Genomic DNA, 20,627 nt, shown 5'->3' on the forward strand with positions numbered 1-20,627 from the left:
CAAGCTCTGGAAGGCTGTATTTTTTTGATAATTACCGATAAATCGGGATCAGGCCTGATCGTCGCCGAGATCTGATGGCGCTTCTTCAACAGACATACCGTCTGCATTGGCAAACTGTTCGCCTGCATCAGCTGTTAACTGAGCCTCAGGACCAATCGCATCAAACTCTGGCTCGTCTTCATCAACTTCAGAGAAAACAGCCTGTTTCTGCAAACCCTGGACCAGAGAAGAGCGAACTGCATCAAGGCTGATGGTTTCTTCGGCAATTTCACGCAGGGAAACAACGGCATTCTTGTCATTGTCCCGCTCGACGGTCAAAGGAGCGCCAGAAACAATATCTCTTGCGCGCTGCGCTGAAAGCATAACAAGTTCAAAACGGTTCGGAACTTTTTTAATACAATCTTCGACTGTGACGCGTGCCATTAATCATAACTCCAGTCTCGTGTGGCGACCCAAAGTGGATCACTGAATCGACGCAATATATGAATCGCTCGCACATATGGCAAGGATATTCAACAAAATAATCCCGCATGGCTGCCCTGCCTCACCTTCATTCTTTGCCTCACTCTTCGGCAAAGAGCATGGTTTCCTGATCAGCAGGCAAGGCTTGTGACAATTCACGGGCCGTTTTCTTCAACAAGGGATGTTGCCAGTCAGGGTCCAGATCAAGCAAAGGCAACAAGACAAATGCCCGCTCATGCATGCGTGGATGGGGGACAACAAGATGGTCACCGGGCCGGCTGACAAAATCATTATAGGCAATCAGGTCCAGGTCAATAACCCGCGGTGCATTGACAATGCTCCGGACCCGACCGAATTCCTCTTCTACCCGATGCAGCAACGCAAGCAGTTCTTCCGGTGAGAGATCGGTTTTGATTTCGACAACCCCGTTTACATACCAGGGCTGATCAGAAACCGGCACCGGTGCCGTCTTGAGCCAGCGAGAAGTTTTACTGATCTCCAGCCCCAATTCCTCCAGCCTAGATAGTGCTGACAGACAAGTCTGCAACGGGAGGCCGTATTGAGGACTGTCTAGATTTGCGCCCAGAGCGATAATAATCACGTTTTAATGGCCCTTTACTACAATTTCTTTCTTGATACCCCCACAAAAGAGAGTAAATTACTATAGTAGCCAATGCGAGGATGACACTACATTTGTATCAACAATCTCTTTTTCTCCTCCTGGCCACATATATTGACGATATTCTTATTCCATCGTCGTGTTCGCCCAAATTTATATTTCAAAAATGAATTATAAAAAAAGGAATTTATTATGAAATTTTACCCGCAAGAACGGGTCGCCCTCTTCATTGACGGCTCCAACCTTTATGCCACAGCCCGCGCACTTGGCTTTGATATTGACTACAAGCGCCTTCTTTCCCTTTTTGCCGATCAGTGCAATCTGGTTCGGGCCTTTTATTATACTGCCTTGATTGAAGACCAGGAATACTCCCCGATCCGCCCCCTCGTCGACTGGCTCGACTACAACGGCTACACCATGGTCACCAAACCGACCAAGGAATTCACCGACGCCACCGGCCGTCGCAAGATCAAGGGGAATATGGATATCGAACTGGCCATCGACGTGATGGAGATGTCCGAACACCTCGAACATATCGTGCTTTTCTCCGGCGATGGTGATTTCCGCCGTCTGGTCGAGGCTGTCCAGCGCAAAGGGGTTCGCGTCACCGTGATCTCGACCGTGCGCAGCCAGCCCTCGATGATTGCCGATGAGTTGCGCCGTCAGGCCGATGTCTTTGTCGATCTGGTCGAGCTGAAAACCGAAGTCGGTCGCAAAGTCTCCGACAACCGTATCGCCGCCCCCAATCAGGCATTGCCTGTTGAAGAAGACGACGACGACTACGAATATTACGACGATGAAGACGAAGACTTCGAAGAAAATCCAAACTGATTTTTTGAAGAATACTGAATGCCAAAAAGGAGCTGTGTTTTTCACGGCTCCTTTTTTTCGAAATTTAATCGAGCTGCCATATTCGGAGATTACCATCAAAGAAAAATGGCCAAACTTCCAATCTGACGTCAAAAATTAATATCTCAACGTAATGGCCTAAGATGAAAAATATATATGTCATTGAGCATATTGAGAAAGTTGATGAATATCGAGAACTTGTGAAAACACTTGGTATTTTTGACTGTGAAGAAAAAGCAAAAAATGCAATAGATCAATTAAAGAAAACCCCGGAATTCCTCGGCAAAGAGGACGGCTTTTCTATTGACCTTCAGACACTTAACAGTGCTTGTTTTTTGGAGGGCTATGGAGAAGGGTAGTGAGATTGTCTCCAAATCCTTTTTGGGGATATTAGGGTAGGATTTTTTATGCCGAAAGTTTATATGCTTTTGCATTTTTGGTATCCGGAGGAAGGATACAAGAGTGTCAAGTGCATTGGCGTTTTTGACGCGATGAAAGAGGTAGAAAGGCACATTACCTTTTTAAGAAGCCAGCCAGGATTTTGTGAATCACCAGATGGCTTCTATCTTAAAGAATTCGACTTGAACCAGATTGTAATGGATGAAGGGTCGCTACAAATATAGCCAACAAACCTGAAAGATCATCCCCGGTCGCGGATGATCCGGGCCTGCTGGCGTTTCCAGTCGCGTTCTTTTTCCGTGTGGCGCTTATCGACGGATTTTTTACCCCGGGCAAAGCCAAGATTGATTTTAGCAATACCACGGTCGTTGAAGTACAGTGACAAGGGCACAATGGTATAGCCATCCCGCCGACAGAGACCGATCATCTTGGTCAGCTCTTTTTTGTGCACCAGCAATTTACGCGGACGTTTCGGCTCGTGATTAAAGCGGTTGGCTGCGCCGTATTCGGGAATATTGGCATTGATCAAATAGAACGCGCCATTCTCCTCGCTGGCATAGGCCTCCTGAATGGAGGCCTTGCCGGAACGAAGGGATTTGACCTCGGTGCCCACCAGCATCATGCCAGCTTCGAGGGTATCCTCGATCTGGTAATCATAACGCGCACGGCGGTTAACCGCCACGGTGGTTCCTGTATGGTCGCTTTTCTTTTTGGTCTTGGCCATAACTCTATCCGTTGAGAAGCCCGGCGTGAACCATGGCATCGCGCACCCGCACCTCGGTCTGCTTGCTCACCGACAGAAGCGGCAGGCGCAGACGGTTCGCCCCCCAACCCAACAGGCTCAGGCCGTATTTGACCGGGCCTGGACTGGATTCAATAAAGAGAACCTCATGCAGAGGCGTCAAAAGATCATTGATCTTGCTGACTTTTTCATAATCGCCAGCCCACCAGGCTTCGTGCAGATCAGCGCAAAGGCGCGGCGCCAGGTTTGCCGTCACCGAAATACAGCCGTGCCCGCCCAATGACAGGAAGGGAACGATGGTTGCATCCTCACCACTGAGCAAGGTGAAATCATCACCACAGGCCAGACGGGTCCGCACTGGCAACGCCAGATCGGCGGTCGCATCCTTGACACCACAAATGCGGGGCAGCTCGGACAGACGCTGCATGGTGTCCACGGTCACGTGAACGATACTGCGCCCGGGCACATCGTAGACGATGATCGGAATATCGGTGCTGTCATGGATCGCCTTGTAGTGCTGATACAGACCTTCCTGAGAAGGTTTGTTGTAATAAGGTGCGACAATCAACGCAGCATCGGCGCCCGCTTTCTGGGCGTGCAGGGTGAAGTCAATCGCCTCACGGGTCGAGTTGGACCCGGTCCCGGCAATCACCGGCACCTTGCCCTTGGCGACTTCCAGGCAAAGCTCTGTTATACGTTTATGTTCGTCGTGACCCAGGGTCGGCGATTCCCCCGTAGTACCGACGGGGCAAACCGCATGACTTCCTTGATCGATCTGCCATTCAACAAAGTTCTGGAACCGCTTCTCGTCAACGTCACCATTTTCCAACATGGGCGTTGCGAGCGCGGGAAAAGAACCTTTAAAAAGCGGGCCGGTCATAGCGATACCTCAAATATCATCGTGTGGTTGTCAAAAAAGAGCCAAATGCCTTTAATTTACGTGCGGGAGAATAACGAGAGTTTCGCACTGCGAAAAGATAAAAGAAAAGATCACAAGACATTTATTGCCTTTGCCCTGATTCGGGCCATATATATCAGGTGTTAAAAGCGGATGTTCAACCAAGGTGTTCCAGATTGTTCCTGCCAGAAATTCGCCCCAGAAACAGCCTTCTTAAATCCACTTTTTTTGGATAATATTTTCGTTATCAACGATTGATTGACCTTTCCACTGTAGCATCACTAACAACAGGCTGATAGAATTCGGACCATGACCCCAAAAACGCGCCCGTCGCTTGCCTTATCCTTATGCAGAGCCACTCTGTTTTGCGGAGCGCTGACTGCTGCCCAGATTTTGCCCACAGCACTGTCCTCTGTACTCGCTGATCCTGCGGTGGCCGCAACCCCGCCAGCGAACAAGGTTCCGGACGCCAAAAGCTTTAAAGCTGACAAGACGATTTTCAAATCCGTTGATCAGCATATCAAACAAAAGCAGTACGACCGGGCGGCAAGTCTGGCCGACAGCATCAAGGACCCGCTGATGAAAGAGCTGGCCCAATGGCTGATCCACAGCAGCGACGTCGGACTGGGCAGCTATGAAACCCTGAACGGCTACATTGCCGAGCCGGACAACTGGCCCCGTCAGGAAGTCTTGCGGCGGACTGCCGAAGCCAAGTTACCTGACAATCTGACAACAAATGAGATCATAACCTGGTTCCGTGAAAACCCTCCGTCTTCACTTGGGGGAATCAACAGCTATGCCAGCGCACTTGAAAAGTCAGGAAAGAAGACTGAATCTATTCAGGCCATTCGCAATTTCTGGCGAGAAGGATACCTGGGCAAAACAGACGAAACAGCCTTTCTCAAAACCCATAAGGCTGTTTTGCAGAAAGAAGATCATGACAAAAGGCTCGATGGCCTGATCTGGAACAGACAGTACAGTGCCGCTGAACGCCAGCTTGCCCGTGTTTCCAAAGACATTAAAGCCCTTGGCGAAGCTCGTCTTGGTCTCCTCAAGAAAGAAGGCAATGTTGACGGTCTGATCAACAAGGTCCCCAAAGCCTTGAAAAAAGATCCGGGCCTGATCTATGCCCGGGCCAGATGGCGCCTGAATGCGGATCGAAACGACGACGTAATCGAACTGCTGGATCCTCCGATCTCGACCGCACCTGAGCCAGAAAAATGGTGGTCACTCCGGCACTGGGCTGCGCGCAAGCTCCTGATCAGCAAGGATTATGAAAAGTCCTATCGCATTGCTGCCGGACACGGCATGACCAGCGGCGAAGGTTTCGCCGAAGGGGAATGGTTGGCAGGTTGGATCGCTCTGCGCAAACTCAAGATGCCCAAAAGAGCCTATACTCATTTCCATACGCTCTATGAAGGCGTTGGCTCACCAATCAGCAAGGCGCGCGCAGCCTATTGGGCTGGCCGTGCAGCCAAGGATATTGGCCATGACGACTGGGCAAAGAGCTGGTTCGAGATTTCGGCCAAATTCCCCACCACCTTCTATGGACAGCAAGCAGGATACATGCTGGGTCAGAGCCCTGATGTTTCCCTCTTTCAAAGTCCAGACATCACCGACAGCAGACGCAGTTCCTTTGAGGATAAAAAGATTGTCCGCATTATCAGGCTTCTGGATAAAATGGACGAAACAGACCTTGAAGTCATCTTTCTGACCCGTCTGCGTCTCGACGCCCAGACTGCAGAAGACTATACCCTGGCTGCAAACCTTGCCATTGATACCGGACATCCCAATCTGGCTCTGCGCGCCGCAAAATCTGCCCGCCAGAAAGATATTCTTCTGCCGGATATTCTTTTCCCCGAAGTCACAGTGAAGGCCAACAACAAACAGGACCCCGAGAAGGCGCTTGTGCTTGCCGTCATTCGCCAGGAAAGCGAATTCAAGCAGAATGCGATCAGCCATGCCGGAGCGCGCGGACTGATGCAGCTGATGCCCGCCACGGCACAGGGGGTCGCCAAAAAAGAAAACCTCAAGTACACCAAACAGCGCCTGACCGATGATCCAGCCTATAATGTCCGTCTGGGTTCGGCCTATCTGTCAGAACTTCTTGGCTCTTTTGACGGTTCCTATGTCATGGCTCTTGCCGGTTACAATGCTGGCCCCTACCGGGTCAGGCAGTGGGTCAAAGAATACGGTGATCCGCGAGATCCCGATGTAGACATCATCGACTGGATGGAACAGATCCCCTTCAATGAGACCAGGAACTATGTCCAAAGGATACTGGAAAGTCATCTGATCTACAGAAACAAACTGAATACAGGCGCTCCCTCGACCAAGGTTGTGGCGACAGAACTTCCCTTCACCCTTTGGGGACATCAGCCCAAAGGATAGTTTTGCTCTGCTATCAATCTTCAGCAACAGGATCTTCGGGGCAGTATCATCAAAAAAACCAAGGAACTTGATCACGGATCAGCAGAAGGATAATCGAGGATGAAACAATTGGACCCGCAGGTTCAGAAGCCTGCAATCAAAGCCTTTGTTTTTGATGCCTATGGCACCCTTCTTGATGTTCATTCTACTGTATCGAGATCCCTTGATGATCTCGGTGACGCTGCCCCTGCAGTTTCTGAAACCTGGCGCACCAAACAGCTCGAGTACAGCTGGCTGCGCAGTCTGATGGGCAAACATGCAGACTTCTGGCAGGTTACTGCTGATGCCCTGACTTATGCTCTGCGCTGTCATGATATGGAAGATCAAGCACGTCATGACCGTTTGATGAATCTCTACCGAGAGCTCCTGGCCTATAGTGATGCTCTTGAAACGCTTGAGTTCCTGAAAGAAAAACAACACACGACCCTGGTACTCAGCAACGGATCTCAAGGAATGTTGGGGGAAGCCCTGACCTTCGCTGGGCTGGACAAATACCTTGATGCTGCCCTGAGTATCGACAAGATTGGAATCTACAAACCCAGTCCCAATGTCTATCGGCTGGTACTGGATTACATGAGCCGACAACACAAAACGTGTCGTGCCGAAGAAATTCTTTTTGTCTCTGCCAATGCCTGGGACGTTGCAGGAGCAAACTCATTTGGCTTCCGGGTAGCCTGGATAAATCGCTTCAACCACCCGGCAGAAGTACTCCCTGGTGGACCGGACCTGACCATTAAAAGCCTCTCGGAACTCATACCCCTTGGTTAAAATTACACGAATGTTTTTTATCCCCTGATCAAAAATTCGCACACCCCGGAAACAAGGATCAAACAACATGCATCAGAATATGCTTCCCGGCTTCAGTGACGTGCTCGAGGCATCAGAGCGCCTGAAAGGCAAAGCCGTGCGGACACCGCTTCTGGAAAATGCCGAGCTGAACCGGATCACTGGGGGGCGTATTCTGATCAAACCTGAAGTGTTGCAGCACACAGGCTCCTTTAAATTCCGTGGTGCTTACAACTTTATCAGTCAACTGGATGAAACAGCCCAGAAATCCGGGCTTGTGGCCTATTCATCCGGCAATCATGCGCAGGGGGTTGCCTATTCTGCCCAGTTATTCGGGATCAAATCCACCATTATCATGCCCAAGGATGCCCCACAGATCAAAATCGAGAATACCCGCGAGTTTGGCGCAGAGGTTATTCTCTATGATCGTTTTCGGGATTCCCGCGAAGAAATTGGCAACAAGGTTCTGCAGGAAACCGGCGCCATATTTGTTCCCCCTTATGACCACCGGAATATTATTGCCGGGCAAGGTACCTGTGGACTTGAGATTGCCGAGCAAGCAGCAGAACTCGACCTTGAATTGGATTCTGCCATTGTCTGCTGTGGCGGTGGAGGGTTTGTTTCTGGTGTTGCCCTGGCATTAAACGAGCTGTCGCCCTTTACCAAGATCTATAGCGCCGAACCGGAAAATTTCGATGATATGGCCAAGTCCCTCACCGCGGCCAGAAGGGTAGAAAACTCTCCCGAAGCCCGGTCCATTTGCGATGCGATCCTCACCCCAACACCTGGCAAATTGACCTTTCAGCTCAGTTTGGGATTACTCGACCGGGGGTTATCTGTATCGGAAATGGAAGTCCGTGCCGCCATGACCTTTGCTTTTCGCACCCTCAAACTGGTTGTTGAACCAGGCGGTGCCGTTGCACTCGCCTGTGTTCTAAGCAACAAGATCGATACCAGGGGAAAGGCGATTGCCCTCACCCTTTCGGGAGGAAATGTCGATACGGAAACCTTTAAGAAACTGTTGCTTGTCTAGAAGCAAAACAGAGCAGAACCCGATCTTAGCTTGAGCTGCCCCAAGAAGAAGAGCTGACCACAGATGATTTCTTTTCGGGCGACTTGTCGTCCGTTTTTTCTGTACCAGAAGACACAGAACCAGAAGACACAGAAGAGGACGAGGATCCACTATAGCCTGCGTTTTCGCCGAGCTTGACAGAAGACGTCCCTGATCCGTTACTCCCGGTCGCAAAAGATGAAGTGCCGGTTGCCCCGCCAGAATTTGAAGAAACTTCCGCTGGCTTGGCTGGCGATACAAACGCATCTTTTGTCTGATCTGAATTTCCAAGCTGGGCCATGGACTGATGCGAGATCGCTGTAACCTTCTGATCTTCAGCTTTTGTGTCTTCAGAAACTCTCCGGAACTGCCCTTCAACGTGAGCACCGGCTTCTATTTCTATCGACTTGTGAAGAATGTCACCAACAACCTTGGCCGTGCTGGCAAGGGAAATGACATCAGCATTAAGTTGGCCCTGGACCATCCCGCAGACACGGATTTCCTCAGCTTTAACAGACCCTTTGACGACGGCCTTTTCGCCAATCGTGGCAAAACGGCAAACAATATCACCCTGAACAGTGCCATCAATCTGAAGGTCTCCGGATGAGGTCAGATCACCAACCAAATTCAAATCAGGACTAAGAATTGAGGGAATACCCGATGTTTCCAGTCTTTTCGAGGAATCTGCTTTTCCGGTTTTAACATTAGCCTTACTGGACTTTGAAAACATTTTTACCTGCCAATAGAAATTTACGGGGGTCTACAGGGTTGCCATTAAAAAGTATCTCATAATGTACATGTGGCCCGGTGCTGCGGCCAGAATTGCCCAAAAGAGCGATCTTTTCATTATGAGCCACTTCCTGCCCCTGGGTAACCAGCAGCTTTCTCAGGTGACCATAACGCGTTCTGATACCATTACCGTGATCAATTTCAACCATACGGCCATAGCGTCCTCGCCAGCCAGCATACACGACTTTGCCTGGTGCGGGAGCATAAATAGACGATTTCATTGGCGCAGCCATATCAAGGCCATTGTGCACCGAGGTTTTGCCCGTCACCGGATCGCGGCGTTTGCCAAAAGAGCTGGTAACCCGATACTGATCCAATGGCGTCGTCAAGGGCAGCTTGCCAACAACATCCTGCAAGGCTTCCCAGCGAACGAGCTGCATGTCCAGCAAAGCAACAGAGGCTTCAAGCTCGGCAGTTTCCTGATTGTCCTCAAGCGGGATATAAGGACCTCCCTGCCCGGTTTCGAGATTGTCAGATCCTAACAGTGTTTCCAGATTAAGCCCGGTCATGGCCACCGTCTTCTCGATCACATCCACGCTTGATTTTGAACGTTCAGTCAGGCGCTCAACCAGCTCGAGCTGGATATTTGAAACTTCAACAAGAGAATTTTTAAGAGAATCAACTTCATTAGCCAGTTCGGTATTTTCATTTTCCAGCTGTTCAGAATACAAGGCTGTTTCATGCAGTTTCTGGCCAACTTTCTCAGCTTCTTGCAGGGCGACACGTTTGCCTTCCAGCAAAGAGGTCATCTGGGCCTGTTGTTCTGCGACAAGTTCTGCCCGTTCAGAAAGTTGCCCTTTTAAACTTGCCAGCTCATCATTCAGCTCATCAAGACTGTTATCGAGAGCCTGCTTTTCATCTTCCAGCAATGCATTTTTCTGAACAAATCGCTCAAGTTCTGTCTGAACTTCAGCGAGTTTCTCACTCATCATCTTTTTCGCCAGCGCGGCTTTACTGCGTTCTTCTTCCGAGGTTTCAAGAACCTGCCTCAGCTGTTTTGCCTGTGTTTCCAAAGCAAGGTTTTTTCCTGCGATCGATTCCAGGTCCCCTTCAAACTGCTTGAATTTATCTTCCAGTGCCTGACGCGCCAGTGCAACCCGCGCCCGCTCATCTTCCGAGCTTTTCAGATGGACCTGCTCAGCAGCAGTTTCTTCACTGATGTGATCGCCATCGAGTAAACTCAGGAGCTGTTCCTGATTTTCCTGCAAGTTTTTTGTAATCTTGGAAAATTCGTTATGATATTCACCAACCTGCTGCAGAAGGCTGAAATATTCAATCTTCTGTTCCTCTATGGCACTGTCCTTGTCAGCCAGGCGTTGCTCCGTTGCCAGCATAGTGCCTGAAGTAAACATGACCCAGCTGGACAAAACGAGAGCACAGACAGTGATGCTCTTCTGGAAACCGGAAGTAAGTCGAATGAACCGGACCCGATCATGAGATCGAATATGAATCTCGCGTGGTGCGAAAAATCGGTCTATTACTGAACTGACCCTATGTGTGAAAGCCTTCACCTTCACTACCCCCTCATCTGATACCCCGACGTCTCCCCAGGCAACAAATCCTGCAAGGGCGAAAGGAACAAAAAACATTTCAAAAAGAATTATGGGACGAATTTATACCCGATCATGCGCCAGCTTTCAAAGAGAAAGCAATAGTGTGCCAGGATGTCTCAATATCCAGGACCCGGACGTAGTTTAATTTTGTGACGTAAAAAAGGCTGTTTTCAAAAAACCTGGCTGCGTATTCAGGCTCTTTCCAAAAGTTCATTTCATAAAATTTGGCTTTTCCTTGAGGCAGGCATAAGTATTTCAGGCTATCTATAATAGATACTGCAACTTTTTATTACCCTCACATTACAGCATGACTGCCTCTGCCCGGATAACTCATCCCGGATTCGACCAGGCCTCTCTGATTCTGCTGATAATCCTCGAAAATCAATATAGCCAATCCCCTTAAATTCTGTAATATTTTACAGCAGTTCACCAAGATCCAGCAAAACAAGAGATCGATCAGGACAAACCAAACTCCTCTCTATTTACGACCAATAATGTTCCATGCAACCACAAAAATAACCAATAAGCTGCATAACCATCTTCAATATATGCACTAGGTAAACTTATTTACCTTATCGCAACACTTGTATGAACAAATTTGCAGCATAAGAAATCACGTGCAACCAGCAGAGGTAAAATTCCATGCCCGAGTCCAGTCATCCGTCAAAAACAACCATCTGGACTTTGCGGAAGATCCTCCTGATTATCGGACTGTTGGCTTCAGCAGCAATCGTAGCTGCTCAGTTCTGGTCTTTTGAGAAGTATAAAAACTTTTCACTCGAGACCCTGAACAGAGAGAATGCCAGCCAGTTTCGTCTGATGATCCAAGAGCGTATTCGCCAAAAATACGAACCGTTCCTCTATACGGCAGGTTCAGACTGGGCGCGGGAATCCCGCCTGGTTAAAGCGATTGCCGGAAAAGACCCTGCTGAAGTTGCCCTGTTTGACAAATGGTACCGGGATAACAAAGAAATACAGAACGGTGAGATCTCGCTGATCTCCACTCATTTTTACACACCCGAGATGGACCTGATTGTTTCCTCACAGAACGGCAGCGTTACAGATACAGCACTCATTCTTGAGGAACTTAAAAACCGCGACAAGGGCGCACAACGAAAGCCCGTCAGCTATATCTGGGCCGACGCGAATGGCAGACCACTTCATTCAACGATCTTTCCCGTTGGCGGTTTCAAGGTTACCGGTTTTGTTGAACTGGTTACCGACCCGATGCAATACTTGAGTGGGCTGAGTGAAACTCTTGGCGCTGATATAACCATTTACGACCCATCCAACAAGGACACTGGCTACGCCTTCCATGAAGAACGGCCAAAGCCTGAGGTCGTAGAGACGGAAACAGCAGAAGAGGTAAACACAGAAGAAAGTACTGCCGAAGCAACGACTGGTGCTGAGAATGGGGCTGAACCAGCGACGGATCCTGCTGTAGCAACAGATGAGTCGACAAACAAAACAGTAGAATTCGAAGATGGTCTTACACTGGTCGGCTCGATTGCAAACATCACCATCACGATCCCCGGCAATAATGGAAAAACCTGGGCCCGGGCAACACTGGTTCGAGACGTCAGTGATTTTGCAGAGGGAACCAGTGACCTTACCGAAGACGCGATCAAGGTGCTCGCAGGTGTCTTCCTGATTACCTGGCTTCTTGCCTTTCTCATGCTTAGATTTGCCGTGTTTGGCAAGCTCAAGGCTTTTGCCAAAGCCATGACCAGTATCAGTGATGGCAATGTCGATGTTGCCCCTCCCACTGTTGGCCCCGATGAATTCCGGACCATGGCAAACGCTTTGGCACGGCTGAGCAACAGCGTATCCCAGGTTTTTCAGCTCCAGAACATGGTTGAGACCAGCCCGATGGCTACCGTCATGATTGACCTGGAAGGACGTATTTCCTTTGCTAACCTTAAGGCCCGCCAGTTTATCAACACGGATAACCCCGATCAGGACATCAGCGGGGCAGATGGTAATTTCTTTGGCCTGGAGAACGCAGCTTATGCCGAGATTATTAATCCTGAAAACCTGCCAACAACCCAGCTTGTCAAAGTCCGGAATCAACAGCTTGAAGTCTCAGCGTCTTCAGTAGCAGACAGCTCCGGTGACATCAAAGCCAGTATGCTAACCTGGGTTGATGTGACGGATCGGGAAACCAACCGTGAAGCAGCCAGCCATCTGATCAATAACGTCCGACGGGTCGCAGATCGGGTCAGCGCCCTGTCACAAAATCTTGAACAAACATCAACGTCCCTTAACAATCAGTCTAATACAGTAACGGAACAGGCTAAAAACGCCCAGGACCTTGCCCAAAACGGTTATGATTCTGCTCAGGGTGTGACCAAAACCACAGAAACAATGTCTCTGGATATCCGCACGATAAACTCGGAATCAGATCGCGCTCGCAATACGTCGAACGAGGCGATTGGGCACCTGAGCAAGGCCTCGGAAACTGTTTCCGAATTGAAAAATTCCAGTGACCGGATCAACCAGATCAACGAACTTATTACCAAGATCACCAACCAGACAAAAATACTGGCCATGAACGCCACAATCGAAGCAGCCCGGGCAGGTGAAGCCGGACGCGGCTTTGGTGTTGTCGCATCCGAAGTCAAAGCCCTGGCAGAACAGACCGCTTCGGCCACAGATCAGGTGGCTGCAATGATCCGCGAACTGCAGGAACATGCCCAGGCAACAACCGACACCATGAAGAACATCGATACTGTTATGAAACAGGTCGGCCAGACCCAGAACAAGATTTCAGATTCAATTAATGAACAGGACCGTGCTGCTGGCGAAATTGCCCAGAACATTGAAAGTATGGCTCAGGGCTCCCACCAGATTGTCGAGCTTGTAAATGCCGTCCACAGCCAGTCCCTTAATACCGGCACCTCGGCGCAAAGCCTGCTCGGTACCTCAAAGGAACTTGGCGAAGAAGCAACCAAACTCAACGAACGTCTCACCGAATACCAGAATCTGCTCGACAAGACCTCCTGACGGGAACACGCACGCGCCCATCAAATCCGGCTATACTGCCTGTTGATCATCCCCTGAGTGGTGATCTGCATGTGGCTCATGCCCCGTGCGGCATAGTTCTGACGCCAGCTCAGCATTTTTTGAGCGTAGCGTAAAACGACCTCAAAGTGTCCGGGATCTTTTGCCAGATTGACACTCTCCTCAGGATCTTTCTTGAGGTCGAAAAGAAGGGGTGGCAAGGCTGTAAAGTGAACATACTTATAGCAGTCATCCCGGATAATTGTCATGACACACTGGTCGCTGGTCAGATCAAATTTCTGCTCAAGGCTAAAGTTCTTGAGATCGCGGAAATCGTATTCCCAATGTACTTCCGAACGCCATTTCTCAGGCTGTTTCCCTTCAATAAAACATCTCAGGGAGTGCCCGTCACATTGCATCGGTACTGTGCTGCCGATCAGATCAAGAACTGTCGGCATAATATCAACCGCTTCGGTGAAATGGCTTTCGACAGTCTGGCCTCTTGAGGCATCTGCCTCTTTGCGTGGGTCACGAATAATCAGGGGAATATGGCAGCTCTCGTCAAAATACCCCAACTTGCCCCAGAGCCAGTGATCCCCCAGCTGTTCTGCATGATCAGAAGTAAAGATAATCAGGGTATTGTCATATTGCCCCGTATCTTTGAGAGTTTGAATCACCCGTCCGAGCTGATCGTCCACCTCAGAAATCAAACCATAATATGCTGCGCGCATCTGCTGGATCTCGTGATCAGGCAGGTCCCGCACATTGTATTCATGTCCCATATAATTGCCGCTCTCGGCCATTTTCTCCAGTGCCTGTTCAAGATAGGGATGCTGTTCCTGTTCTTTTGCAACCGTTTCTGCCCGGTGTGGCAAAGCCACATCTGCAGGGTCGTACATTGCGTTATAAGGCTCCGGTGCAAAAAGCGGGGGATGTGGCCGAAGGAATACCCCATGAACAAACCAGGGTTGCCTGTAGACCTTGATAAAATCGACCAATTTGTCCGCAATGAAAGCCGTATCGCTGTTTTCCTTGCCGTACCCGGGGGGGGCATAAGAGTGCCCTCTGGCCTTTGTTCCCGGATAATCATGGCTGCCAATTGTGATATCGAACTGGTTTTCAGGCAGGCTGATACCTTCTCGCTCCAGCTGGCCAAACCAGTCAATCGCCAGCTCTTCGCTCACCAGTGATCCAACTCGGAAACCAGGCATCACTCCTGCATAAGTCAGAAGATCCGGATCACTCTCGGCACGACCACGGGGGTCCGCTGGCGTATCTGTATAGCCATAAAGAATGGGGTCATAGCCCTTCTTGCGGGCTTCCTTGGCAATATTGGTAAAGTTTGCATCCAATGGTGTCCCGTTCTGAACATGTCGATGGTTCATCGCATACATGCTGGTCAACAAAGAGGTTCGGGAAGGACCACAGGGCAGACATTGGGTAAAATGCTTGCGAAAGGCCAAACCATCGGCAGCCAGTTTGTCCAGATTGGGTGTCTGCACCATGTGTCCGGCTGAAGAAAGACAGTCAGCCCGCCATTGATCCGCTGTTATCAACAGGATGTTTCTGATCTCGTTTTTTGCCATGACACGACCTCTGCTTCTGGTCTCTTGGGTTTGGAAAGAGCTTTATTACTGAATTACCGAGTTGGGAATTTAACACCATGCGATAAAGCAGAGTATAGATCCACTTTGGTACGGCTATACTGTCCACCAGTAAAAAAGGGTGGCTCATCGCCACCCTTTCAACTCGACAATTATCGTAAAAGTTAATCAGTCTGCATATCTGGCAATCGTGCCGAGAACTTCTTCCTTCACACGCTTTTCGTCTACCTGCATGCAGATCTTGTGCAGACGGCAGCCGTCCCATTCCGTTGAGGGACTTGGATGCCCGGCAGGCTTGATAATTGTCTGCCCGAAAGCCGGGCCTTCACAACTGACCCGGACAGAAGCTGCAACTGTGCCAAACAGCTCAGGATTTACATAATAGGCTGTTGCACAGGGATCGTGAAAATAGCAGCCATCAATGCCGAATATTCCCTGATAAAACCGGAAATAAAGATCAGCGGCATTAAGCAGAAAGCCACCAATGCGGGGGGTTGTCTTTGCCAGTGCTTCCGCATCTTTACGCAGCAGCATAACCTGATGGGTGACATCAAGCCCTGCCATTACCATCGGCCAGTCAGCTCTGAAAACGATATCGGCCGCATGAGGATCATTAAAAATGTTCGCTTCAGCCACGGCAGACATGTTGCCATATTCCTTGGCTGTCCCCCCCATAATGATCACTTCCTTGACCAAGGGGGCAATACCCGGATCCATGCGCAGTGCCATGGCCAGATTTGTCAGTGGGCCGACAGCGATAATGGTAACTTCGCCCGGCTGCTTCCGGACTGAATCAATAATGAACTGCGGGGCAAAGGTTTTCTCTATCGATCCCTTGGGATCGGGAAGATTGATATCGCCGAAACCATCTGCGCCATGAATAAAATCAGGGAACCCCTTATGTTTTGCCACAAGCGGGCCAGCAGCGCCCTTGAACACAGGAATATCCTGCCCAGCCATCTCAACAAGAATTCTGGCATTCTTCGCGGCAATCTCAACGGGTACATTTCCAAAGACGGTTGTCAGACCTATCAGATTGATCTCGGGGTGATACAGGGCATGATGAATGGAAAAAGCATCGTCTATACCGGGATCTGTATCAAAAATTACTGGATTTTTCATCTTAGGCCTCGTTCTGCTTATCAATAAATGCCTGGACTTCTGCAGAAGTCGGGATTGCAACGGAAGCTCCAGGTTTGGTCACGGCAAGAGCTGATGCCGCACTGGCGCGCTGCATGGCATTGGCAATATTCATCCCGCTTGCCAGTGACGAAAGTATATATCCGACAAATGTATCCCCGGCCCCGGTCGTATCAACAGCCTCGACAACAAAAGCGGGAACTTCAATGTTTTCTCCAGCAGAATGGCAAATTGCCCCCTTTGTACCCCGGGTTATTATGACCAGCGGACAAAGACGGGTCAGAGCTTGCTCGTCACCACCAGGGAGAGAAGCTGCCAGTTCTTCGGCTTCGATGTCATTGACGATTAGAAGATCGATCTTGTCAAAAGGGATATCCCGCGCCGCCGTGTCAAAAGGCGCCGGATTCACAGCAACCTTGGCTCCGGCAGCCTTGGCCAGAACAATCATCTCGCCAAGGTTGGGCATTTCATTCTGGAACAAAACCCAGCTATCCGGTTCTGCCGTTTTGAAAATTCCCCCGATATCATCCAGCGCCAGCGCATGGTTAGCCCCCGGATAAAGCAGAATACAGTTTTCCGCATTATCGTCGACCTGAATAAGCGCATGGCCTGTTGGGACATCAGCAACAGTGATGTCATCAACAGCAACCGCGGCTTTGGACAATTCATCAAGAATCCAGCGATGGTCCTCACCAATCGCCCCGACATGCCTTACCTTCTCTCCAGCCCGAGCCAGAGCAACTGACTGGTTGGCTCCTTTTCCGCCCAAAACCCGTTGATAGGAAATAGTGGGAAGTGTCTCTCCGGGCTTCACAAAATAAGGGACCCGGTATACGTGATCGACGTTAATAGACCCCACATTAATAATGGTCTTTTTTTGCACAGTAAGCTTTCTCGTAAATAACAGATTTCAATTTTGCCGATCATACACAGCCTTGCCCCAGAGAAACAACAAATTACCTTTTCTCCTGTCTGACCTGCCCCGAATTTCATCATTTCCCAGTTTTTATGAAGGAAATCCGGCAACAATCGCCTTTGTATCCAGCTGCCACAAGACCACAAAGACATGCTCATTTTGATCGAAAATCACAATAATGAATTTTTTCAACTAAAGATCTTGACTTCCATCTGCAAAACATCATTATGGAATAAATATTCTAAATAATAAGAATAAAATAAAATCATTCCAATATGCGTTGATGCGGGCAACGGGGAATAAAAAAATGCTCAGAAAAATCGGGGCGTGCAGCTGGATTTTTGGTGACACAGACATTCGGAAAATTGCACAGGTCTGGCAATCTGCCGGACTTGATGGTGTGGAATATAATCCGGTGATGGGTGTGGAAAATGCCCGGGAAGCCTGTGAGATCTTTGCAGATCATGGGCTCATGGTTTTTTCCCTGACTCCCCCCGATGCCGATATCTCGATTGCGGACAATTTTATCAGAAACAAAGCCCTTGATTGTTATTACTGGCTGATTGATTACGCCTGTCAGATTGGCGCCCCTGTTATTTCCTGCCATGGTCTGGTCGGACGGATTACCGCAAAAACCGACGGGGCAGAGGAAGACCGGCTCCTCCTGTCTTCTCTCATATCCATCTGTAAACGGGCAAAGAGTTCAGGCATCTCCGTCGTATTTGAGGTTCTGAACCGATACGAAACCCACCAGATCAGAAACTATAAAGAGGCTGAGACCCTGCTCTTGTCAGCCGAGCAGGAAAACCTCGCACTTTTACTCGACTCCTATCACATGAACATAGAAGAACCTGATCCGGCCAGAAGCCTTCATCAGGCTGGTGCATCACTGAGGCTATACCATATCGCAGATTCTAACCGGGAAGTTCCCGGTCGCGGACATATCGACTTTGTTTCACAATTCAGGGCACTTGATGACATTTCCTATCAAGGTCCTGTCATTCTTGAAATAAATGCACCAGGACCAAATCCTTTTTCGCCAATAAAAGGCACGAACACTCAAGGTATCGTTGCCTCCGATCTCTCAGAAAGCGTCTCTTACCTGAGGAAACTCATGAAAGATAAAGCCGCCTGAACAAACCGCTTGCCCCAGACAGAACAGCAAAATCATAACCGGGCCAAGCAAACCAAGTATAAACCTAACAGGGAGCAAGACATGTTTAGTACCTTCAAGAAAACCATCGCAGCTACGGCGATACTGGGAGCCGCAACCACTGCCGCCTTTGCCCAGGATGTAAATATTATTGTTGTCAGTCATGGTCAGGCAAATGACCCTTTCTGGTCTGTTGTTAAAAACGGCGTCATCAAAGCAGCCGAAGATATGGAAGTCACCGTTGATTACCGGGCACCGGAAACCTTTGATATGGTTGCGATGAGCCAGTTAATCGAAGCAGCCGTCAATCAGGAGCCAGATGGCCTGATTGTCTCCATTCCTGACGCTGATGCCCTTGGTGATGCGATCAGAAAAGCCGTCGCGGCTGGTATTCCTGTTATCTCCATGAACTCGGGCTCCGACGTTTCCAAGTCCCTCGGTGCATTGCTTCATGTCGGGCAGGAAGAGTTCGACGCCGGCAAGGCCGCTGGTGAAAAGCTGGCCGAGCTTGGCGGAAAAAAAGGCATCTGCGTCAACCAGGAAGTCGGTAACGTTTCCCTTGATCAGCGTTGCGCCGGTTTTACAGAAGGTTTCGGCGGAGCTGTAACAGTATTGCCAACTTCCAACGATCCTGCGGAAATTTCTGCCAAGGTCCGTGCCGCAATTGATTCAGACGAAGCCATTGATACGATCCTTGCCCTCGGGGCAGCAACGGCAGGCGAACCTTCAATCCTCGCAGTTGAAGAAGCCGGAAAACTGGGTTCAATCAACGTTGCGACCTTCGATATGTCTGCTGGCTTCCTTCAGTATATTGCAGATGGGAAAGCAGCCTTTGCTATCGATCAGCAACAGTTTCTTCAGGGATACCTTCCGGTTTCATTCCTTGCATTGAACGCCCGATACGGCCTGATTCCAGGCGGTAACGTTCCTTCTGGTCCAAATCTGATCACCAAGGATAAAGCCGCTCAGGTTGTTGACCTCAGTGCCGTTGGCATTCGTTAATCCTGGTTAAGCCAAAAAGAAAGGGGCTGTGCAAGCGGTCCCTTTCTCTAATCTGTAGCAGCGTTCTCTGAAGAAGGAGCGTCTGCGGGAGGAAATATTAATGCCCAAGGCAGCACAAAATGAACTCGATCAGGCTATTACAGCCCACATTGCTGATGAAAGAGTTATCAAAGTCAGCCTGATCACCCGCTTGATGCGACGTCCGGAACTGGGTGCGCTCGCAGGTCTGATCCTTGTCACAGTGTTTTTTATGATCGCCGGGAAGTCGTCCATGTTCACACTGGCCGGGATTATGAACTTCCTTGCCCCTGCTGCCCAACTTGGAATTTTGGCTATTGGCGCCGCACTTTTGATGGTTGGTGGAGAATTTGATCTTTCTGTCGGTTCAATGGTTGCTTTTGCCGGATTGATCTTTGCCACCGCTCTGGTTGTTTTCCAGCTTCCTCTTGCTGTTTCAATCGTGATCACTTTTGCCTTTGCAGCTGCAATGGGCGCAATCAACGGTCAAATCGTGCTCAAGACCGGATTGCCCTCTTTTATTGTCACACTCGCCTTTCTCTTTATTTTGCGAGGTCTCACCCTGGTTGGCCTCAAATGGGCCACGGGTGGTTCCACCCAGCTCCGCGGCGTCAAGGAAGCCATAGAAGGCTCTTCACTTGCCGAGTTTTTCTCTGGAGACGTCCTTGAAGCTCCTTTTCTCTGGTTTGCAGAAATGGGTTTGATCGACACCTTTAAAACTGGTCTGCCAAAGGTTACAGGTGTTCCTGTCGAAATTATCTGGTTTGTTCTCCTTGCCGGCGTTGCAACCTGGGTTCTTGTGCGGACCCGCTTTGGCAACTGGATTTTTGCATCGGGAGGAGACGCAGCCTCTGCCCGTAACTCCGGTGTTCCGGTTAACCGGGTCAAGACCACCCTCTTCATTTTTACCGCCTGTGCGGCTGCACTGGTTGCCATCCTGACCGTTCTTGATGCCGGTTCTACCGATGCCCGTCGAGGATTTCAGAAAGAGTTCGAAGCCATTATCGCCGCTGTTATCGGTGGTTGTCTGTTAACAGGCGGCTATGGCTCTGCCATCGGGGCCTTCTTCGGATCAATTATCTTCGGCATGGTCCTGATCGGGCTGACCTACACCAACATTGACCAGGACTGGTATCTGGTTTTCCTCGGCGGCATGCTTTTGATCGCGGTGCTGTTCAATAACTATGTCCGCAAACGCGTAACCGGGGAGCGATAA

Annotated in this window: 18 protein-coding genes; 9 read left to right on the forward strand and 9 right to left on the reverse strand. The window is 49.7% G+C overall.

Features of this window, described 5'->3' with window-relative positions:
• Positions 1 to 48: 48 nt before the first annotated feature.
• Entirely contained in the window at positions 49 to 423 is a 375-nt protein-coding gene (gene rpoZ, locus O4H49_RS05305) for a DNA-directed RNA polymerase subunit omega (protein WP_269422396.1), read from the reverse strand.
• A 139-nt stretch (positions 424 to 562) separates the two neighbouring features.
• A complete protein-coding gene (folK, locus tag O4H49_RS05310) occupies positions 563 to 1,063 on the reverse strand; it encodes a 2-amino-4-hydroxy-6-hydroxymethyldihydropteridine diphosphokinase (RefSeq protein WP_269422397.1) in 501 nt (166 codons plus the stop codon).
• Between the two features lie 210 nt (positions 1,064 to 1,273).
• On the opposite strand from folK, the gene O4H49_RS05315 reads away from it, so the two are divergent.
• Together O4H49_RS05315 and O4H49_RS05320 are read left to right on the forward strand one after the other, a co-directional pair.
• Positions 1,274 to 1,912, forward strand: coding sequence for an NYN domain-containing protein (locus tag O4H49_RS05315; protein WP_269422398.1), 639 nt, complete (start codon positions 1,274 to 1,276; stop codon positions 1,910 to 1,912).
• Positions 1,913 to 2,073: 161 nt separating this feature from the next.
• Positions 2,074 to 2,289, forward strand: coding sequence for a hypothetical protein (locus O4H49_RS05320; protein WP_269422399.1), 216 nt, complete (start codon positions 2,074 to 2,076; stop codon positions 2,287 to 2,289).
• A 281-nt stretch (positions 2,290 to 2,570) separates the two neighbouring features.
• On the opposite strand, the gene smpB is transcribed toward O4H49_RS05320, so the two are convergent.
• Both smpB and dapA read right to left on the reverse strand, forming a co-directional pair.
• Entirely contained in the window at positions 2,571 to 3,053 is a 483-nt protein-coding gene (gene smpB, locus O4H49_RS05325; RefSeq protein ID WP_269422400.1) for an SsrA-binding protein SmpB, read from the reverse strand.
• 4 nt (positions 3,054 to 3,057) lie between these two features.
• Positions 3,058 to 3,951: a 4-hydroxy-tetrahydrodipicolinate synthase gene (dapA, locus tag O4H49_RS05330; RefSeq protein ID WP_269422401.1), complete on the reverse strand. Its 894-nt coding sequence runs from the start codon at positions 3,949 to 3,951 to the stop codon at positions 3,058 to 3,060.
• 327 nt (positions 3,952 to 4,278) lie between these two features.
• Between dapA and O4H49_RS05335 the strand changes: the two genes are divergently transcribed.
• The 3 genes from O4H49_RS05335 to O4H49_RS05345 all read left to right on the forward strand — a co-directional run bounded on the left by O4H49_RS05335 (position 4,279) and on the right by O4H49_RS05345 (position 8,218).
• Entirely contained in the window at positions 4,279 to 6,360 is a 2,082-nt protein-coding gene (locus O4H49_RS05335) for a lytic transglycosylase domain-containing protein (protein WP_269422402.1), read from the forward strand.
• A gap of 99 nt (positions 6,361 to 6,459) precedes the next feature.
• Positions 6,460 to 7,167 carry a haloacid dehalogenase type II gene (locus tag O4H49_RS05340; RefSeq protein ID WP_269422403.1) on the forward strand — a complete coding sequence of 236 codons (708 nt, stop codon included), beginning with the start codon at positions 6,460 to 6,462 and terminating at the stop codon, positions 7,165 to 7,167.
• 67 nt (positions 7,168 to 7,234) lie between these two features.
• Positions 7,235 to 8,218, forward strand: a complete 984-nt coding sequence (locus tag O4H49_RS05345; protein WP_269422404.1) for a threonine ammonia-lyase — start codon at positions 7,235 to 7,237, stop codon at positions 8,216 to 8,218.
• A gap of 25 nt (positions 8,219 to 8,243) precedes the next feature.
• Here the strand turns inward: O4H49_RS05345 and O4H49_RS05350 are convergent, their stop codons facing one another.
• Positions 8,244 to 8,966 carry a bactofilin family protein gene (locus O4H49_RS05350; RefSeq protein ID WP_269422405.1) on the reverse strand — a complete coding sequence of 241 codons (723 nt, stop codon included), beginning with the start codon at positions 8,964 to 8,966 and terminating at the stop codon, positions 8,244 to 8,246.
• Positions 8,947 to 10,359: a peptidoglycan DD-metalloendopeptidase family protein gene (locus tag O4H49_RS05355; protein ID WP_269422406.1), complete on the reverse strand. Its 1,413-nt coding sequence runs from the start codon at positions 10,357 to 10,359 to the stop codon at positions 8,947 to 8,949. Before O4H49_RS05355 ends, O4H49_RS05350 begins: the two co-directional genes overlap by 20 nt.
• Positions 10,360 to 11,220: 861 nt before the next feature.
• On the opposite strand from O4H49_RS05355, the gene O4H49_RS05360 reads away from it, so the two are divergent.
• Positions 11,221 to 13,581 carry a methyl-accepting chemotaxis protein gene (locus O4H49_RS05360; protein ID WP_269422407.1) on the forward strand — a complete coding sequence of 787 codons (2,361 nt, stop codon included), beginning with the start codon at positions 11,221 to 11,223 and terminating at the stop codon, positions 13,579 to 13,581.
• A gap of 20 nt (positions 13,582 to 13,601) precedes the next feature.
• Here O4H49_RS05360 and O4H49_RS05365 read toward each other — a convergent pair whose 3' ends face one another.
• From O4H49_RS05365 to O4H49_RS05375, 3 genes are all read right to left on the reverse strand, one after another.
• Positions 13,602 to 15,164, reverse strand: a complete 1,563-nt coding sequence (locus tag O4H49_RS05365) for an alkaline phosphatase family protein (protein WP_269422408.1) — start codon at positions 15,162 to 15,164, stop codon at positions 13,602 to 13,604.
• A gap of 186 nt (positions 15,165 to 15,350) precedes the next feature.
• Positions 15,351 to 16,304, reverse strand: a complete 954-nt coding sequence (locus O4H49_RS05370; RefSeq protein ID WP_269422409.1) for a nucleoside hydrolase — start codon at positions 16,302 to 16,304, stop codon at positions 15,351 to 15,353.
• A gap of 1 nt (position 16,305) precedes the next feature.
• Positions 16,306 to 17,205 carry a ribokinase gene (locus tag O4H49_RS05375; RefSeq protein WP_269422410.1) on the reverse strand — a complete coding sequence of 300 codons (900 nt, stop codon included), beginning with the start codon at positions 17,203 to 17,205 and terminating at the stop codon, positions 16,306 to 16,308.
• 340 nt (positions 17,206 to 17,545) lie between these two features.
• Between O4H49_RS05375 and O4H49_RS05380 the strand changes: the two genes are divergently transcribed.
• The 3 genes from O4H49_RS05380 to O4H49_RS05390 all read left to right on the forward strand — a co-directional run bounded on the left by O4H49_RS05380 (position 17,546) and on the right by O4H49_RS05390 (position 20,627).
• Positions 17,546 to 18,373: a sugar phosphate isomerase/epimerase family protein gene (locus O4H49_RS05380; protein ID WP_269422411.1), complete on the forward strand. Its 828-nt coding sequence runs from the start codon at positions 17,546 to 17,548 to the stop codon at positions 18,371 to 18,373.
• Positions 18,374 to 18,454: 81 nt separating this feature from the next.
• Positions 18,455 to 19,393, forward strand: coding sequence for a sugar ABC transporter substrate-binding protein (locus tag O4H49_RS05385; protein WP_269422412.1), 939 nt, complete (start codon positions 18,455 to 18,457; stop codon positions 19,391 to 19,393).
• A gap of 100 nt (positions 19,394 to 19,493) precedes the next feature.
• A complete protein-coding gene (locus O4H49_RS05390) occupies positions 19,494 to 20,627 on the forward strand; it encodes an ABC transporter permease (RefSeq protein ID WP_269422413.1) in 1,134 nt (377 codons plus the stop codon).

This window comes from Kiloniella laminariae, from assembly GCF_027214005.1.
GTDB classification, from domain to species: Bacteria; Pseudomonadota; Alphaproteobacteria; order Kiloniellales; family Kiloniellaceae; genus Kiloniella; species Kiloniella laminariae_A.